This window comes from Streptomyces sediminimaris (assembly GCF_047049295.1).
GTDB classification, from domain to species: Bacteria; Actinomycetota; Actinomycetes; order Streptomycetales; family Streptomycetaceae; genus Streptomyces; species Streptomyces sediminimaris.
Genome location: NZ_JBJWOT010000005.1, coordinates 24,490 through 40,467 on the forward strand (window position 1 = coordinate 24,490; position 15,978 = coordinate 40,467).

General features: G+C 72.4%; 12 protein-coding genes. 5 read left to right on the forward strand and 7 right to left on the reverse strand.

The window, feature by feature from the left end; all coding sequences use genetic code 11:
- Positions 1–48: 48 nt before the first annotated feature.
- From ACJ9NR_RS41640 to ACJ9NR_RS41650, 3 genes are all read right to left on the reverse strand, one after another.
- Positions 49–687, reverse strand: coding sequence for a 4'-phosphopantetheinyl transferase family protein (locus tag ACJ9NR_RS41640; RefSeq protein ID WP_412494779.1), 639 nt, complete (start codon positions 685–687; stop codon positions 49–51).
- Positions 688–763: 76 nt separating this feature from the next.
- Positions 764–1,354 (reverse strand): malonic semialdehyde reductase, encoded by a 591-nt coding sequence (locus ACJ9NR_RS41645; protein WP_412494778.1) that lies wholly within the window; start codon positions 1,352–1,354, stop codon positions 764–766.
- Between the two features lie 369 nt (positions 1,355–1,723).
- Positions 1,724–4,576, reverse strand: a complete 2,853-nt coding sequence (locus tag ACJ9NR_RS41650; RefSeq protein ID WP_412494777.1) for a helix-turn-helix transcriptional regulator — start codon at positions 4,574–4,576, stop codon at positions 1,724–1,726.
- Between the two features lie 159 nt (positions 4,577–4,735).
- On the opposite strand from ACJ9NR_RS41650, the gene ACJ9NR_RS41655 reads away from it, so the two are divergent.
- Entirely contained in the window at positions 4,736–6,262 is a 1,527-nt protein-coding gene (locus ACJ9NR_RS41655) for a 4-hydroxyphenylacetate 3-hydroxylase family protein (RefSeq protein WP_412494776.1), read from the forward strand.
- A 32-nt stretch (positions 6,263–6,294) separates the two neighbouring features.
- Here ACJ9NR_RS41655 and ACJ9NR_RS41660 read toward each other — a convergent pair whose 3' ends face one another.
- The 4 genes from ACJ9NR_RS41660 to ACJ9NR_RS41675 form a co-directional block, all read right to left on the reverse strand.
- The gene (locus ACJ9NR_RS41660; protein WP_412494775.1) at positions 6,295–8,514 is read right to left on the reverse strand and encodes a winged helix-turn-helix domain-containing protein; all 2,220 of its coding nucleotides are present in this window, start codon (positions 8,512–8,514) and stop codon (positions 6,295–6,297) included.
- Between the two features lie 134 nt (positions 8,515–8,648).
- Positions 8,649–9,143, reverse strand: coding sequence for a flavin reductase family protein (locus ACJ9NR_RS41665; protein WP_412513012.1), 495 nt, complete (start codon positions 9,141–9,143; stop codon positions 8,649–8,651).
- Positions 9,144–9,265: 122 nt separating this feature from the next.
- Positions 9,266–10,135, reverse strand: coding sequence for a dioxygenase family protein (locus ACJ9NR_RS41670; RefSeq protein ID WP_412494774.1), 870 nt, complete (start codon positions 10,133–10,135; stop codon positions 9,266–9,268).
- A gap of 70 nt (positions 10,136–10,205) precedes the next feature.
- Positions 10,206–11,261, reverse strand: coding sequence for a maleylacetate reductase (locus ACJ9NR_RS41675; RefSeq protein WP_412494773.1), 1,056 nt, complete (start codon positions 11,259–11,261; stop codon positions 10,206–10,208).
- 372 nt (positions 11,262–11,633) lie between these two features.
- Between ACJ9NR_RS41675 and ACJ9NR_RS41680 the strand changes: the two genes are divergently transcribed.
- The 4 genes from ACJ9NR_RS41680 (at position 11,634) to ACJ9NR_RS41695 (ending at position 15,719) form a co-directional block, all read left to right on the forward strand.
- The gene (locus ACJ9NR_RS41680) at positions 11,634–12,389 is read left to right on the forward strand and encodes a CoA transferase subunit A (protein WP_412491223.1); all 756 of its coding nucleotides are present in this window, start codon (positions 11,634–11,636) and stop codon (positions 12,387–12,389) included.
- Complete coding sequence (locus ACJ9NR_RS41685; protein WP_412491224.1) at positions 12,389–13,033, forward strand: CoA transferase subunit B; 645 nt, start codon at positions 12,389–12,391, stop codon at positions 13,031–13,033. The genes ACJ9NR_RS41680 and ACJ9NR_RS41685 overlap by 1 nt, the downstream gene beginning before the upstream one ends.
- Positions 13,030–14,232 (forward strand): thiolase family protein, encoded by a 1,203-nt coding sequence (locus ACJ9NR_RS41690; RefSeq protein ID WP_412494829.1) that lies wholly within the window; start codon positions 13,030–13,032, stop codon positions 14,230–14,232. Before ACJ9NR_RS41685 ends, ACJ9NR_RS41690 begins: the two co-directional genes overlap by 4 nt.
- 827 nt (positions 14,233–15,059) lie before the next feature.
- Entirely contained in the window at positions 15,060–15,719 is a 660-nt protein-coding gene (locus ACJ9NR_RS41695; protein WP_412494830.1) for a double zinc ribbon domain-containing protein, read from the forward strand.
- Positions 15,720–15,978 lie beyond the last annotated feature (259 nt).

The following is a 15,978-nucleotide window of genomic DNA, read 5'->3' on the forward strand; positions in this document are numbered from 1 at the left end:
GGCCGCGCGGGAAATCCCCAGTAAGCGGGGAGCGGGAAAGCAGAGGGTTCAGCGGGCCGGCACGGTGATCGCCGTGACGAGGAGCCCGCGCGCGGCCAGCCACCGGCCGTGGAAGCCGGGCAGCGGCCCGGGGACGAGCAGCCGCGCGGTGAACGAGCCGTCCGGCTCGACCTCGATCAGCGCCTGCGTGAAGTCGAGCGGGCGCCGGGTGAGGGGGAACCATGCCTTGTACACCGCCTCCTTGGCGCTGAACAGCAGCCGGTCCCAGGACGGGCCGGGACGGGCCGCGGCCAGGGCGCGCACCATCGCGGCCTCCTCGTCCAGCGCGATCACCTCGAGCACGCCGGCGGGCAGCGGAGCGTCCGGCTCGGCGTCGATGCCGATGGCGCGCACGTCGCGGCGCAGGCCGAGCGCGGCGGCACGGTAGCCCTCGCAGTGCGTCAGGCTGCCCACCACGCCGTCCGGCCAGCTCGGCGCGCCGCGCTCCTGCGAGAGGATCGGGCCGGGCGGCAGGCCGAGCCGGCCCAGCGCGCGGCGGGCGCAGGCGCGTCCCGTGGCGAACTCACGCCGCCGCCCGTCCACCGCGCGGGCGACCAGCGCGGCTTCCTGCGGGTACAGCGGCGCGTCGTCGATGTCGCCGAACTCCTCGGCACTGACCAGGGGCAGCGGCATCAGCAGACTGAGCATGCTCCACTACTCCCACACCCGGACGCGGCAAAGCCCTAGTAGTGCGTGCTGCCTGTGCGCTCATGGCGGCATGTCGTCAGACGGTACTGACCACTTGGTCGTAGGCGAGGCGTGGGGAACGCGCGAACCACGCGTTCTCACCCGGTTTGCCGATGTTGACGACGACGAGGACCGAATGGTCGCCGTCGGCGAAGAACTCCTTCTCGACTCCCCCGGCGTCGAAGCCGGTCATCGGTCCGGCGGCCAGGCCGGCGGCGCGGACACCGATGATGAAGTAGCCGACCTGCAAAAGCGCGTTGAGCCTTGCCGACTCCTCGCGTATGGCACGCTCGGCGAAAAGGTTGCGGGCTCCTGGAAGGTGCGGGAACTGGCTGGGCAACTCCTCGTGGAACTCGTTGTCGGCGGCGAGGATCGCCACCAGCGGGGCACCCGCGGTCTTCTTCCGGTTTCCCTCGCTGAGGTGCGGGACCAGGCGCGTGCGCGCCTCAACGGAGCGGACCAGCACGATGCGCAGCGGCTGCTGGTTCATGGAGGTGGGCCCGTACTTGACCAGGTCGTATACGGCCTCGATCAGGTCCTCGGGTACGGGCTCGTCGGTGAAGGCGTTGGCGGTCCGTGCCTCCCGGAACAGCAGGTCCTGGGCCGCGGGATCGAGTGCAAGGGGCATGACGCACCTCTCGGGGACGGGGGTCTGGGAGCGATCGGTCACGGGGTGGGCCGGGCGGCGGTCTTGGGCACTGGCACCCGGCAGGTGGGTGCACCGAGGCCGGGGTCCCTGCGGCCCGTTCCCGCAGCGGCGGCTCCGGGTCAGCGGCAGGCCGGTCGGAGCGGCGCGGGGTGCCATGAGCGCAGGGGAGGCGGCCCGCTTCCGGGTGCCGTCCAGACCCGGCCGTTCCGGTGTCATGCGGACTGTCGAGGGTGACGGAGCCGCCGTCGGTGGGCCGCACCGTCACAACCAGGTTCACAGCCGGCGCGGGGGCCGGGCATCGCCCATTCAAGGGATTCCGGCCGCCGCGTCCCGCGGCGGCCCGACGGTTCAGACGCCGCCGTCGCCGCTGATGCCCCGCTCGATCGCCAGCCGGGTCAGCTCGACCCGCGAGTTGATGCCGAGCTTCGTGAAGATGTGCTTCATGTGGGTGTTGACGGTGTGCACGGACACATAGAGCCGGTCGGCCATGGCCCGGTTGGTGAGGCCCTCGACGACGAGCGGGATGAGTTTGCGCTCGGACTCGGTCAGCTCCTCCCACCCCTGGCGGTCACCGGGGTGGGTGCGCGCGGGTGCCGTACGCACACCGAGGCGCCGCAGGCGACGCCTGATCCGCTCCTGGTCGCGACCGGCTCCCGAGGCCGCCGCCAAGTGGGCCGCCTCCTCGAAGTGGGCGATCGCGGAGACGGTGTCGCCGGATGAGGCCATGAGTTGCCCGAGGTCCTCACAGGCCGACGCCAGCGCGCCCGGCCTGCCCGTGCTCCGGTAGCCGGTGACGGCGGACGCCAGGGCGCGGGAGTCCTGCTGGAGCAGACCGTCCACGTGGGCGCTCACCGCCCCGGCGATCTGCCGGCTCACGGCCTCTTCGGACAGGCCTCGGACCACGTCGGCCACACACTCGCCGAGCGACCGGTCCCCGCCGCGCAGTGCGATGCGTACGATCGCGGGCCAGTGAGAGGGGGGCAGCGCGAGCAGTCGCGTCGGCTCCTGGCGTACGAAGCTGCCGGCGAGGACGGCCGCTGCTTCGCCGTCCTCGCCCTCGGCGTCCGCCAGGCAGGCGCCCGCGACGGCCAGCCAGGGGCCGTAGCGCCGGCTGCCCGTGCCGGAGCCGGCTGCCGCGGCCCGGAGGTGGGCCCCGGCCTTGAGCAGATCGCCGCGTCGTGTCTCCACCAGGGCCAGCACCGACCGGGCCTGCGGTGTGGGCGGAGTGATCTCGAGCTCCTGAGCGACCATGAGGCCGGCCTCGGCTTCCACGGCGGCGTCGTCCAGCGCTCCCTGCTCGAGCAGCGCGCAGGCGCGGGCGGCGTGCCAGTGGGGCAGGGACCAGCCGAGGCCCAGCGCCTCCGCCTCGCGCTGGCCCGCCCGCAGCACTCGTTCGGTCTCCGCCAGCCGGTCGGTGGCGGTGAGCACGGTGGCGAGCCACAGGGCGGGAATCCGCGGGGGCCGCAGGTAGAGCGCGGCGGCCTGGGCACCGGCGCGCCGGGTGGCCTGCTCCGCTCGTTCCAGGGCGCGGCTCAGGTGGCCGCGGTAGAAGGAGATCTGGGACTGGAACACCATGGCACTGACCACGACGGCCGGGTCCTCGCTGCGGTAGGAGGCCTCGACCAGGCCCGGGCCGGTCTCCTCGGCGGCGGTGATGTCCCCCAGGTAGACGTGGCCCGTCGCCTTGGTCTTGAGCAGCCGGACGCGAAGGTCGGACGGCAGGTCAGGCAGGTCGAGCGCCTTGGACAGATGTGTCATCGCGGCGGCGTCGTCGCCCGCCGCCTGGTGGATCTCGGCGGCCACCAGGCGCAGTCGTGCCTCCCGCAGCGGCTCAAGGCCCTCCGGCAGCGTGGCGTCGACGAGGTCGAGTGCCTCGTGGACACGGCGGGTGCGGCCGAGGTACTCGGCGGCGTCGGTCAGCAGGACGATGCGGCGCGGGTCGTGCGCAGGCAGCAGGCCGGCGACCCGCTGGGCGAGATCCGCGGCCGCGTCGGGGGCCGACGACGACATCTCCCGTACGGCGGTTACCAGGGTGCTCACGGCGTCCTCGTCGACCGGACCACCGGACATCACCACGTGCCAGGCCACCTCCGCCGGGCGTGCTCCGCTCCCGCTCAGGCATTCGGCCGCGTCCCGGTGCAAGGCGGTCCGCACGGCCAGGGGCAGGTTGTCGTGGACCGCCTGCCGCGTGAGGACGTGACGGAAGGCCAGCCGCGGGCCGTCGCCCGAGAGCAGACCGCAGTTGAGGGCGGCTTCGACGCCCGCCAGGAGGCTGCCGACCGGCCGGCCCAGCATCCGGGCGGCCGTGCCGAGGTGGAACTCACGGCCGAGGACGGAACCGACCTGCAGGAGGTGCACGGCGTCTTCGGGCAGCCGTTCGACGCGCGCGGCCACACTGCGCCGGAAGCTGAGGGGAATGCTCTGGCGCAGCAGGCTCCCCTCGCCCGTCTCGGTCCTGGCGACGCCGGTGTCGGCGAAGGCGCGTGCCAGCTCGCTCGCGAGGAACGGGTTGCCCGCCACGCCCCGCAGGAGTCGGGCGAAGCCGGGGGACGGCGCCGCACCGAGGATGTCGGCGGCGATCTGCCGCAACTCCCGCTGCGGCAGGGGGCCGAGGGTCAGCCATCGGGCGCCGAGGCGTTCGAGGTCCTCCCGGACCCGTGCCACGGTCGGCCGCTCGGTGTCCGACCGTACCGCCAGTGCCCACAGGATGCGGGAGGCGGCCAGTCGTCCGGGCAGGGTGCGCAGTGCGAAGAGCGTGGCGGGATCCGCCCACTGGGCATCGTCCACGAGCACGGCCACCGGGGCGCGCTGGGCCCGGTCCTCCAAGGCGTCGGCGATGCTGTCCAGCAGCCAGAGCCGCTGATCGTCGGCAGCCGCGAGGGCGCGGTGGGAACCCCCGGAGGACTGCAGGGCGGACTGCAGGGCGGCTCCCGCGGCGTACTGGTCGAGTTCGTCGGCCCGTACCGAGACCACGTCGAACCCGGACCGGCGGGCCATCCGGTCCAGTTCCGCCAGCAGCCGGCTCTTGCCCACGCCCGCCGCGCCCTCCACCACGACACAGGCGCCCCGACCGCCGCTTACCGCGTCCAGTGCCTCCAGGGCGGCTGCGATCTCGGCGTCGCGTCCCCGCAGGATCGGCGCGGTCGTGGTCCGGCTCCCGCGCTCACCGGCGTCGGCGCCCGCGGGGTCAGTGCTGTGCATGGGGCCCAGCATGGCTCACGGCGTCGGCGGCCCTCAACGACCGGTCGTGGTGATCGCCGCTTTCACCCGGGTGATTGTCGCCTGCCGGCCGTTGTCTCACCCTGTCGCGGCGCATGCTCCCCGTCATCCAGATCTCTTGCCCCTGGAGAGGAGCACGATGTGCGTACAGGCAAGGAATACCTCGCAGCGCTGAACGACGGCCGCAGGGTGTGGGTGGGTGACGAGCTGGTCGACAACGTGGCCGTACACCCGAAGACCCGGGCATACGCCCGGAGTCTCGCGGCCTTCTACGACCTTCACCACCGTCCGGACCTGCAGGACGTCACGACGTTCGTGGACGAGGACGGCGTGCGGCGGTCCATGACGTGGTTCCAGCACCGCTCGAAGGACGACCTGCGGCGCAAGCGGCGGTACCTCGAGACGGTGCAGCGGGAACTGGGCGGCGGCGCGATCCCGCGCACACCGGACGTCAACAACTACGTCCTGCTGACCTACGTCGACGACCCTGAGCCGTGGAGCAGCCAGTCCGTCGGAACCGACGGAAGGGACCTGACCGCGGGCATCCTCGACTTCTGGAACATGGCGCGGGACGGCGACCTCAACGCGCCGCCGGCCTTCGTCGACCCCCAGTCGGACCGCTCACGCGACTCCGCCCAGGCCGAGTCCCCCGCCCTGCGGGTGGTCAGCACCTCGGACGAGGGCATCATCGTGCGGGGCGTCAAGGCCATCAGCACCGGCGCGGCCTTCGGCGACTGGATCCACATCGGCGTCTTCTACCGCCCCGGCATCGTCGCGGAACAGATCATCTACGGGGCGGTGAAGCCCAGCACCCCCGGGGTCACCATCATCTGCCGCGAGAGCAACGTCCGCGACGGCGAGGCGGTGGAGCACCCCCTCGCCTCGCAGGGTGACGAACTGGACAGCATCATCGTGTTCGAGGACGTCCTCATCCCCTGGAACCGCGTTTTCCACATCGGCAACCCCCAGCACGCCTCGCTGTATCCGCAGCGCGTCTTCGACTGGCTGCACTACCACTCGCTGGTGCGCGCGATGGTCAAGGCGGAGCTGATGCTCGGCCTGGCCCTGCTGATCACCGAGCACATCGGCACCTATCAGCTGCCGCCGGTCCAGGCCCGCATCGCGCGGTTCGCCGGCTTCCACCAGTCGCTCAAGGCGCACGTGGTCGGTTCGGAGGACCAAGGGTTCTTCACGCCCGGCGGCATCTTCAAGGCCAACGTCCTGATGTTCGACTTCGGGCGGGCGTACTACATCGAGCACATCACCGAAATGGTGCACGAGCTCATCGACCTGGCCGGCCGGGCCGCGCTCATCTACCCCACCGAGCGACAGTGGCAGCAGCCCGAACTGCGCCCGTGGCTGGAGGCACTGCAGACCGGACCGGTCGGCAGGCCGCACGACCGGCTGAAGATCAGCCGGGTGATCCGCGACATGTTCCTGTCCGACTGGGGCGACCGGATCGGCGTGTTCGAGAACTTCAACGGCACGCCCCTGCTGGCCATCCGCACGCTCACCATGAAGCGGGCCGAGATGTCTCCGTCCGGCGCCATGGCCGACCTCGCCCGCAAGGTCTGCGGCATCGAGAACGCCGGCGCCGGGGAGGAGACCGCCTACCAGTCCCAGGCGACCTACGCCCGACGCCAGGACGCCTCGCGCCAGAACGCCTGAAGCATCCCGGGAGCCGACGGCCGGGGCGCGGGTCACAGCACACCGCACTGCCGGGCCCTGGCCACCGCCTCGCTCCTGTCGTGTGCGCCGAGCTTGCGGAAGATCGCACGTACCTGTGTCTTCACGGTGTTGTGGGACACGTACAGCTCGGCGGCGATCTCACGCAGCGTCAGCGTGCCGCACAGGGCGCGCAGCACGCGCCGCTCCCCCGCCGACAGATCCTGCGGCCGGGGAGCGGCGGGCGGGGCCGGGCTGCGCGGCCCGGACCGGGCGAGCAGGCCCGCCAGGATGCCGGGCGACTCGCACCGGGCCGCCGCTCGCTGGGCCGCATCCCGGGCCTTGTGGACGGCGTCCGTGTCGCCCCGGGCGCGTTCCAGCACCGACCGTGTGAAGTGCCCCAGGGCACACACGTGCGGTTCTCCGTCCGCCCGGGGCGAGCCCGCCAGGGCCGCGTCCATCGCGTCGAGCATCCGTCCCGCCTCCTCGACCTTCCCGTCCCGCAGGTACACCCCGGCCCGGCCGACGTAGGCGGGCACCGCGACGAAGTGGCGGTCCAGGCCCACGGCCGTGATCTCCGCCAGCGCCTCGTCACCCAGAACGCGTGCGAGGTCGGCATGCCCGGCCAGGAGCGCGCACAGCGTACGAAGACCCAGCGCGCGTACGAGCGCCAGAGCATGGCCCGCGGCGTGCGCGTCGCGGGTCGCCTCACCGAGCAGTTCCTCCGCCTCCCCCAACCGGCCGGTCCACAGCAGGGCGGCGCCCCGTGCCGTGCAGAGCAGGGCACGCCAGGAGGTCAGCGGCAGCGTGCCTGCGGCGGCGGACGCGCCGATGCGGTCGGCAGCCAGCACCTGCCCCTTCAGGCAGCAGGCCATGGCCTGGGCGACGTCCGCCGCGGCGTCGACGGTGCTGCCCTCGCCGACCGTCTGTGGTCCCGTCCGCCGCAGGCGCGCCACCTCCAGCCAGCGGCAGGCCGTCTCGGGAGCGCCTGCGGCGAGGGCCGCCATCGCCGAGACGACACACAGTCGCGCGTCGCCGGCCACCGTGCGGTGCGGCAGCAGCTCCAGCCACTGCGCGACCTGTTCGCCGCGTCCCGCCGACAGGGTCTCCTCCCAGGCGCCGAGGACCGACGCTACGGCCGCGGACTCATCGCCGCCCAGCATCCAGTGCCGTACCGCCTCGGTCGTTCGGCCCTGCCGGGAGTACCACTGGGCCGCCGACCGGTGCAGCGCTGCGACCCGGTCCGCTCCCTGGGAGGCGAGCAGGCCGGCCAGCAACGACGACAGGGCCCGGTGGCGCCGGTACGTGGGTGGCTCGGCGGCCACGGGCACGAGCAGCTGGACGGTGCGGGACAGTTCCCGCAGCAGCGTCACCGCCCGGTCCCCGGCGAGAGCCCGGCACGGCCCGGCACTCAGCTCCTGAAGCACGCTGGTGCGCAGCAGGAAGCGACGCTGTTCGGTGGTGAGCCGGTCGAAGACCTCACCGGCCAGATACTCGGTGACCGCCCGCCCACCGCGGGCCATGGACTCCTCGGTGCCGGCCTCGTCCGCGCCGCGGGCCAGGGCGCGCCCCATGATGCACAGCCCCGCCGCCCAGCCCTCGGTCGCCTCGTACACCGCGGCCGAGGCCGTCGCGCTCGGGACGGCCCCGGCCAGGGAGGTGAGCAGAGCGCCGGCTTCCCCGGGGGTGAAGGCGAGGTCGCCCTGGTCGAGTTCGGCGATCAGGGCCCGGGCCCGCAGGGCCGGGAACGGCCTGCCGGGAACGTGCCGGGTCGACACGACGACGCGCAAGCCGGGCGGCAGCCGGGTCAGGAAGTCCGCCAGGCTGCCGGCTGCGTCGGGGTCCGTGATGCATTCCAGTCCGTCGAGGATCAGTGTGAGCGGTTCGGCCGCGCCGAGGCCGCTCACCAGGGCCGGCAGGGTCTCGCCGAGCCGTGCGGCGACCGCCCACTCGCCGTCGTCGAGCCGGACCGGCAGTTCCGGTCGTGCCCGGTGCAGCGTGTGCAGGATGCCCGCCCAGAGCCGGTCGGGCGCGTTGTCGTGGGTGTCCAGACTGAGCCAGGCGCATGCGCCGCGGGCTCGCGCTCCGCGCGACCACTCGGTCAGCAGCGCCGTCTTGCCCGCACCGGCGGGCGCGGAGAGCACCAGCACGGGCTCGGTCGCCTCGTCGAGCCGGCGCAGCAGACGCGGCCGGGTCAGCAGATGCGGCGGCTGGGGCTGAGGTTGCAGTTTGAAAGCGGGCACGGAACTGGTCATGGCACTTCCCGTGGAGTGGGTCCAGACGAGCGCAGCCCCCGACGTTCACGGGCTCGCCTCGCAGGGGCCGGACGTCGGGGGCGGATGGGGGACGGTGGCACGGTGGGCGGCAACTCCCCTGAGACGCTTGGTCGTCAGGGCCGGTGCGTGGCCCGCAGAGCGCCGAAGCCACCGGCGAAGTGGACCAGCGGCCGGCAGTCCACCCGGTGTGAGCAATGGCGGACGTCCCCCACGAAGATGGTGTGGTCGCCGCCCGGGAGCGCCTCGGCGACATCGCACACGACAGCCGCGATGGCGGCCTTCAGTACCGGCACGCCGTGGTCGTCGGTGGTCTCGACGCCCGCGAACTTGTCCGGTTTGGAGACGGCGAAGTTCCGCGCCAGGTGCTCGGCGTCCTCACCGAGGACGTTGACCGCGAAGCGGCCGTGCTCCGCGATCGCGGTCCGGGTGAAGAGGTGGTTGCCGATACAGACGAGCAGTTGGAGCGGGGTCAGGGACAGCGCGGACACGGCGCTCGCGGTCATGCCGATGGGCGTGCTTCCGGAGCGTGTGGTGATCACGCTGACACCTGTGGCGAGCCGGCTCATGGTGGCTCGGAAATCGACGGTCGTTTCGAGGGTTTCGGTCATCGGGAGACCTCCAGGAAGACGGGAAGGGCGCGATCGGATGCGTGGGAGGTGGTTGGCTCACGGCCGCGGACGGGGGCTCGGCTACGAGCCGTCCGAGCGGCGCGCGGGCCGGGCCACCGGGCTCAGCCCGCGGGCAGCGGTTCGAGCACGAAGGTGCGGCGCAGCAGGGTGTACGGCACCTCCGTCAGGCCGTGGCAGGGGCCCGCGTCGGCGGCGTAGGTCTCGTAGGGCTCCACCAGCGATTCCTTGACACCGAACACCGGGTCCGTGTCCAGGTACGGGTCGTCGGCGGGGAAGAGCATCGTGGTCACCCGCTGGAACCCCGGGGCCTCGATCAGCAGGTGGACGTGGGCGGGACGCATCAGCGACCTGTCGGTCGCGCTCATGAGTTCGCCCACCGGGCCGTCACCGGGGATCGGATAGCTGGAGGGCCGGATGGAGCGGAAACCGAAGTGCCCCGACTCGTCGGTCCGCAACAGCGCCCGCATGGCCGGGCCGGTCCGGCCGGACACCTCCATGTCGTAGTGACCGTCCGCGTCGCTGTGCCAGACGTCCACCGCGGCGGCGGGCACGGGTGCCCCGTCGCGGTCCACGACCTCTCCCTCGAAGAACAACGGCGTGCCTGGCAGGCCCCCCGAGATGTCGGCGCCGTCGGCGTGCCGCGGCCTGTCCTCCCTGAAATAGGGCCCGAGGACGCTGTTCTGGGTGGCCTTGGCCGGGCGCCGGTTGCCGAGGGCGTCGACCAGCATGGTGACGCCCAGCACGTCGGACAGCAGGATGAACTCCTGGCGGGTCGGTGTGCAGGTGTGCCCCGTGCGGGTCAGGAAGTCCACCCCTGCCGCCCATTCGTCCTCCGTCAGCTCGACGTCACGGACGAAGTCGTGAAGGTGTCGCACGAGTGACCCGAGGATCTCCGCGAGGCGGGGGTCCTTGGTCTCCCGCATGGTCGAGATCACGGCCGGGGTGATGCCGTCGCTGGTCAGATCACGCATGGCGCGCTCCTGTGGTGAGGGGGTGTTCGATGGTCCGGCGCGGGCACGGTTCGCCGCGGCCCGGTGGCGGTCACGGCGTCTCGCCGGCCCAGGCCCGGGCCAGGAAGGCGCGGACAGCGGTCCGGTCGACGGGGCGGGGGTTCCAGTAGCCGTTGCGCACGACGAGCTCGGCTGCCTGCTCGATCCCCGATTCGGGCATGCCGAGGTCCCGCAGGGCCGTGGGTGCGCCCAGTCGTCCGGCGAACCGGAACAGGGCCTTCGCGGGGTCGTCCCCCGGCAGCGTCTGGGACAGGCGCGTCATGGCCGCGCCCGCGGCCGGGGCGTTGTAGGCGATGACGTGCGGAAGGACGACCGCGTGGGTCTGCGCGTGCGGAAGCCCGAAGGCGCCGCCCAGTACATGGCACACCTTGTGGTGCAGCGCCATGCCCACGGTGCCCAGGCAGGTGCCGGCCAGCCACGCCCCGTAGAGCGCGTCGGCCCGTGCGTCCGTGTCGTCCGGGCGTCGCACGACGACGGGAAGGGACCCGACGAGGGCGTCGAGCGCTTCGCCCGCCATCAGGACGGCGACCGGGTCCCGGTCCTCGGCGTACAGGGCCTCCACCGCGTGTGCCATGGCGTTGAGTCCGCTCACCACCGAAATCGCCGGCGGAAGCGTGCGGGTCAGGTCGACGTCGTACACGACCGTCCTGAGCAGCACTTCGGGCAGGCGCCGGGTCGTCTTGCTCCGGCCGGCGGTCTCCCCGAGGATCGGGGTCATCTCCGAACCGGCATAGGTGGTGGGCAGCGCCAGCTGCGGCAGGCCGGTCCGCGCGGCGATCGCCTTGCCCAGGCCGATCGTCGATCCGCCGCCGACGGCGAGCACCGCGTCCGCTCGGACGTTCCGGGCGTGGGAGACCGCCTTCTCGGTCACCTCGACGGGGGTGTGCGGCGCCGCCGCGGTGAAGGTGCCCGCGGCCGCGGCACCCAGCAGATCGGCCGTCCGCGCCGCCTGGTCCGCCTGGTCCGGTGTCGACAGGACCAGCACGCGCCGGCATCCCAGAGCATCGGCCTCGTCGGGAATTCGGCGGCGCGTGCCACTCCCGAAAACCACTTTGGTGATCTGCCCCCGATGCACGAATGTCTTCATGATGATGTCCCAGGTGCTGCGTGCCTTAATGGTGGAAAGAAGCGTCGCCACGAAAATGCCGAACGTCAACGGAATCTGTGAGAAACAACGGTGTCCGGCGCGGGAATCCCTTGTTCACGCGACGGACACGACGGGGTCGTCCCAGGTATCGCCTGCGAAATCACCCATCTAAGGGATGCGGGAGCACCGCATGGCGTTGGAGTCTGGATACCGGCACAGGCGAATGGGACGCATATACGCGGGTGCGTCCGGACGGCACCCGCCTTTCCGCGATGTTCGGAGGCCGGTGCAGGGCTCGACCGAATTCTTGCCCATTATCCCGCGGACACGGCAGCCCGTGGGCGCGCACGGCGAAAGGCAGAGTGGAAAGAGATGGACAAGGTGGTCGCCACAGCCGCTGATGCGGTGGCGGATGTGCCGGAGGGCGCGTCGCTGGCGGTGGGCGGGTTCGGGTTGAGCGGGGTGCCGAACGTGCTGATCCAGGCCCTGTTCGAACGGGGTGTCTGCGGGCTGCGCGTGGTCTCCAACAACTGCGGGGCGATGGAGACGGGTCTGGCGGTGCTGCTGGCGGCCGGCCGGATCGCGCGGGTGACGGGGAGCTACATCGGGGCGAACAAGGAGTTCGCGCGGCAGTACCTCGCGGGCGAGCTGGAGGTGGAGCTGATCCCGCAGGGCACGCTGGCGGAGCGGCTGCGGGCCGGCGGCGCGGGCATTCCCGCCTTCTACACCCCGGCGGGCGTGGGCACCCAGGTGGCCGAGGGCGGGCTGCCGTGGCGCTACGACGGCGAGGGCGGCGTGGCGCTGGCCTCGCCGCCGAAGGAGGTCCGCGAGTTCGACGGCACCGAGTACGTCCTGGAGCGGGGCATCCGCACGGACTTCGCGCTCGTCCGGGCCGCCCGGGGCGACCGGCACGGGAACCTGGTGTTCAACAAGTCCACCCGGAACTTCAACCCGCTCGCCGCCATGGCGGGCAAGGTCACCGTCGCGGAGGTGGAGGAGCTGGTGGAGCCGGGTGGGATCGACCCGGACGCGGTGCACCTGCCGGGGATCTTCGTGCAGCGGGTGGTCGCGCTGAGCGCGGAGCAGGCAGGGGCGAAGAAGATCGAGCGGCGGACGGTGAGCGGCTGATGGCCTGGAGCCGTGAGGAGATGGCCGCGCGGGCCGCGCGGGAGCTGGAGGACGGCCAGTACGTGAACCTCGGCATCGGGTTGCCGACGCTGATCCCCAACCATCTGCCGGCCGGGGTGGAGGTGGTCCTGGAGTCGGAGAACGGCATCCTGGGCACCGGCCCGTACCCGGCCGAGGACGCCGTCGACCCGGACCTGATCAACGCCGGGAAGGAGACGGTCACCGTCCTGCCCGGGGCGTCCTTCTTCGACTCGGCGCTGTCGTTCGCGATGATCCGGGGCGGGCACATCGACGTGGCCGTCCTGGGCGCCATGCAGGTCTCGGCCGGCGGCGACCTGGCGAACTGGGCCGTTCCCGGCAAGCTCGTCACCGGGATCGGCGGCGCGATGGACCTGGTGCACGGGGCACGCCGGGTGATCGTGGTGATGACCCACCGCGCCAAGGACGGCAGCCCGAAGATCCTGCAGGAGTGCGCGCTGCCGCTGACCGGCAAGGGGTGCGTCAACCGCGTCATCACCGACCTCGCCGTGATCGACGTGACGCCCGGCGCACTGGTGCTGACCGAGCTCGCCCCGGGAGTGAGTGTCGAGGACGTGGTCGCCGCGACCGGCGCCGAGCTGACTGTCGCAAAGGAGCTGCTGTGAACACGGTCTACCTCGTCGACGCCGTGCGTACCCCGTTCGGCCGGTACAACGGCGCCCTGGCGGCGGTGCGCCCGGACGACCTGGCCGCCCACGTCATCCGCGAACTCCTCGCCCGCACCCCCGCACTGGACCCGGCCCGCATCGAGGACGTCTACTTCGGCAACGCCAACGGCGCGGGCGAGGAGAACCGCAACGTCGGCCGCATGGCCGCCCTGCTGGCCGGACTGCCGACCTCGGTGCCCGGCGTCACGGTCAACCGGCTGTGCGCCTCCGGCCTGGAGGCGGTCATCCAGGCCGCCCGGGCCATCGCGGCCGGCGACGCCCACATCGCCGTGGCCGGCGGCGTGGAGTCGATGACCCGCGCCCCCTACGTGCTGCCCAAGCCGGACCGGCCCTTCCCCGCCGCACACACCGAGCTGTACTCCACCACGCTGGGCTGGCGCATGGTCAACCCGAGGATGGACCCGCAGTGGACCATCCCCCTCGGCGAATCGGCCGAACTCATCGCCGAGAAGCACAAGATCAGCCGCGAGCAGCAGGACGAATTCGCCCTCGCCTCCCACCAAAAGGCCGCACGGGCCGAGTCCGCGGGCCTGCTGGGGGCCGAAGTCGCCCCCGTGCGGGTCCCCGGCCGCAAGAGCCGTCCCACCCCGTTCGCCGCCGACGAGTCCATCCGTCCGAATGCCTCACTGACCGAGATGACCGCGCTCAGACCCGCCTTCCGCACCGAGGGCGGCACGGTCACCGCCGGAAACGCCTCCCCCCTCAACGACGGTGCCGCTGCCCTGCTGCTGGCGGACGGGGAAGGCCTGAAGGCGACGGGCCGTGAACCCCTCGCCCGCGTCGGTGCCACCGCGGTGTCCGCGATCGACCCGCACTACTTCGGGCTCGCCCCGGTCGAGGCCGTCAACCGGGCCCTGGCCAAGGCCGGTCGGACCTTCACCGATCTCGACGTACTCGAGCTGAACGAGGCATTCGCCGCGCAGGTCCTCGGATGCCTCGCCGAGTGGCCCGAGTTCGATCCCGCCGTCCTCAATCCCCGGGGCGGGGCGATCGCCCTCGGCCACCCCCTCGGCGCCTCCGGCGCCCGCCTCGCAGGGACCGTCGCCCACCAGCTCGCCGCCCGCGGCTCCGGCACCGGCGTCGCCACCCTGTGCATCGGCGTCGGCCAGGCCCTCGCCCTCGTACTCGAACGGTGACCGGCGGAAGGCGCACAAGTGCGGGAGCGAGACGACGCAACCGCCTTCGGACGCAGAGGTGGAGACCGGCTGGCGGGTCACGCCCCGCGAGGGACAGCGGTGGCGAACACCACCGAATCCGCCAACGGTGTCCTTGGCGGGACGCCATCGGCTGCCGGCGCCGCCCGGGGCTGCGCGACGAGATCACCCATGGCGCCCGGGAACGGCCGCTCATCCGGCCACCGCACGAACTTGAGCACACCGCGGCGAACTGACGCGCGCAACCTTCGACACGGTGATCTACGAGCACCCGGCACGACACGCACCGCGATCGACGACGAAAGGCGGCATGGCAGGAACGACATCGCCGCTGCCAGACCGGAAGGCCGTCGGCGCCAGCCGATGCCCGGAGTCACAGACGCTACGTGACGACCGGGACCGTCTGCCGCCTTTCCCCCTGCCACACGAGGGCGTTACGGCATGGCCGAGTTCGCCTTCGAGTTCGGCCAGGCCAGATTATCCGTGCAGCGGGTTCCCGCGCCGGGCATGCCGACGCCAACAAGGCGAGGGGGCATCACGGAAACCGTCGGCACGGAAACCGTCGGCGCCGGGCGCGAGTCGGCTGAGGCTCGCGGGAAACGCGCCGCCCCGCGCGACCCTGGCAGAGGCCGTGTACACCGCGCGGCACAGCCGCCGGTCGATCCGGACGCCACCTGAGCGGCCTGTCACCCCGCTCGGGCCGGGACAGGTCCGTGATGGGCCGGTTGCCTGACCGATGGCCAGAACCAGTACCCTTCCGCATGCGTCGTAGGGCAGTGTGCCGACGGCCTGAACTGTGGGGGGACCACGTGAGCGGTGAGATCTACTTCAGCAACAACTACCGCGACCTGTGCGAACGCAGCGGAACCGGGGCGGGTTTCCAGTTCGAGTTCTCGTGCTCCCGCTGCTACGACACCTGGCGTTCACCGTTCGAGCCGTACACGGGTGAGCGAGCGGCCACCTGGCTCGGCAAGGGGGTCGACATGGCCTGGAGCCTGCTCGGCCGCGCCGGCACCGGACTGACGTCCGCGGCCGACGGACTTGCGGGGGCCGGCTGGGGGCGGGCCCGTGACGTTGCCTTCGAGCGCGCGATCAGCAATGCGCAGGGACATTTCAACCGCTGCGCGCGCTGTACCGACTACGTCTGCGGACGGTGCTGGAACGCGGCGCAGGGGCTGTGCCTGCACTGCGCCCCGGACACCGCGGCCGAGGCCCTGGCGGCCCAGCAGCGCGGCCTGAACGACATGGCCGCTCAGCGGTCCTACGCCGCGGGGCAGCAGGCCGGGCAGAACTACGATCCCACCAGGCCCCGCCAGCTGGTCTGCCCCCAGTGCCGCACCGAGACCCGCGGAGCCGCCTTCTGCTCCGGCTGCGGCTATCACCTCGCCCAGTCCCCCCAGTGCGCCTCCTGCTCCGGCGTCGTCCCGGACGGCGCGGCATTCTGCCCGGGGTGCGGCACCCGGCGCTGACGCGGTCCGCGGCCGCGCACGGCTGGTCTCGACGCTTGTGCGCGGCAGTGGACCGCCGGCGAGACGGAGTTGGTCAGGTAGGTGGCGTCGCTGGAACGGTCGCCGCCGATCACCAGGGTCAGGCCGCTGCCGGCCGGCGACGCCTGGTCGTCGGACCGGCTCGCGGGGCTCTTCGACACAGGCTTCGGCTCCGTGGGTTTCCCTCGGCGCCGCCGGTCTGCTATCGGACGGCCTCCCGGGAGGTCACCCTCGTGTCCGG

Excerpts from the sequence above, each read along its gene's own strand:
- ACJ9NR_RS41640 (WP_412494779.1), bottom strand. The coding sequence starts at position 687 with ATGCTCAGTCTGCTGATGCCGCTGCCCCTGGTCAGTGCCGAGGAGTTC.
- ACJ9NR_RS41645 (WP_412494778.1), bottom strand. The coding sequence starts at position 1,354 with ATGCCCCTTGCACTCGATCCCGCGGCCCAGGACCTGCTGTTCCGGGAG.
- ACJ9NR_RS41650 (WP_412494777.1), bottom strand. The coding sequence starts at position 4,576 with ATGCACAGCACTGACCCCGCGGGCGCCGACGCCGGTGAGCGCGGGAGC.
- ACJ9NR_RS41660 (WP_412494775.1), bottom strand. The coding sequence starts at position 8,514 with ATGACCAGTTCCGTGCCCGCTTTCAAACTGCAACCTCAGCCCCAGCCG.
- ACJ9NR_RS41665 (WP_412513012.1), bottom strand. The coding sequence starts at position 9,143 with ATGACCGAAACCCTCGAAACGACCGTCGATTTCCGAGCCACCATGAGC.
- ACJ9NR_RS41670 (WP_412494774.1), bottom strand. The coding sequence starts at position 10,135 with ATGCGTGATCTGACCAGCGACGGCATCACCCCGGCCGTGATCTCGACC.
- ACJ9NR_RS41675 (WP_412494773.1), bottom strand. The coding sequence starts at position 11,261 with ATGAAGACATTCGTGCATCGGGGGCAGATCACCAAAGTGGTTTTCGGG.
- ACJ9NR_RS41680 (WP_412491223.1), top strand. The coding sequence starts at position 11,634 with ATGGACAAGGTGGTCGCCACAGCCGCTGATGCGGTGGCGGATGTGCCG.
- ACJ9NR_RS41685 (WP_412491224.1), top strand. The coding sequence starts at position 12,389 with ATGGCCTGGAGCCGTGAGGAGATGGCCGCGCGGGCCGCGCGGGAGCTG.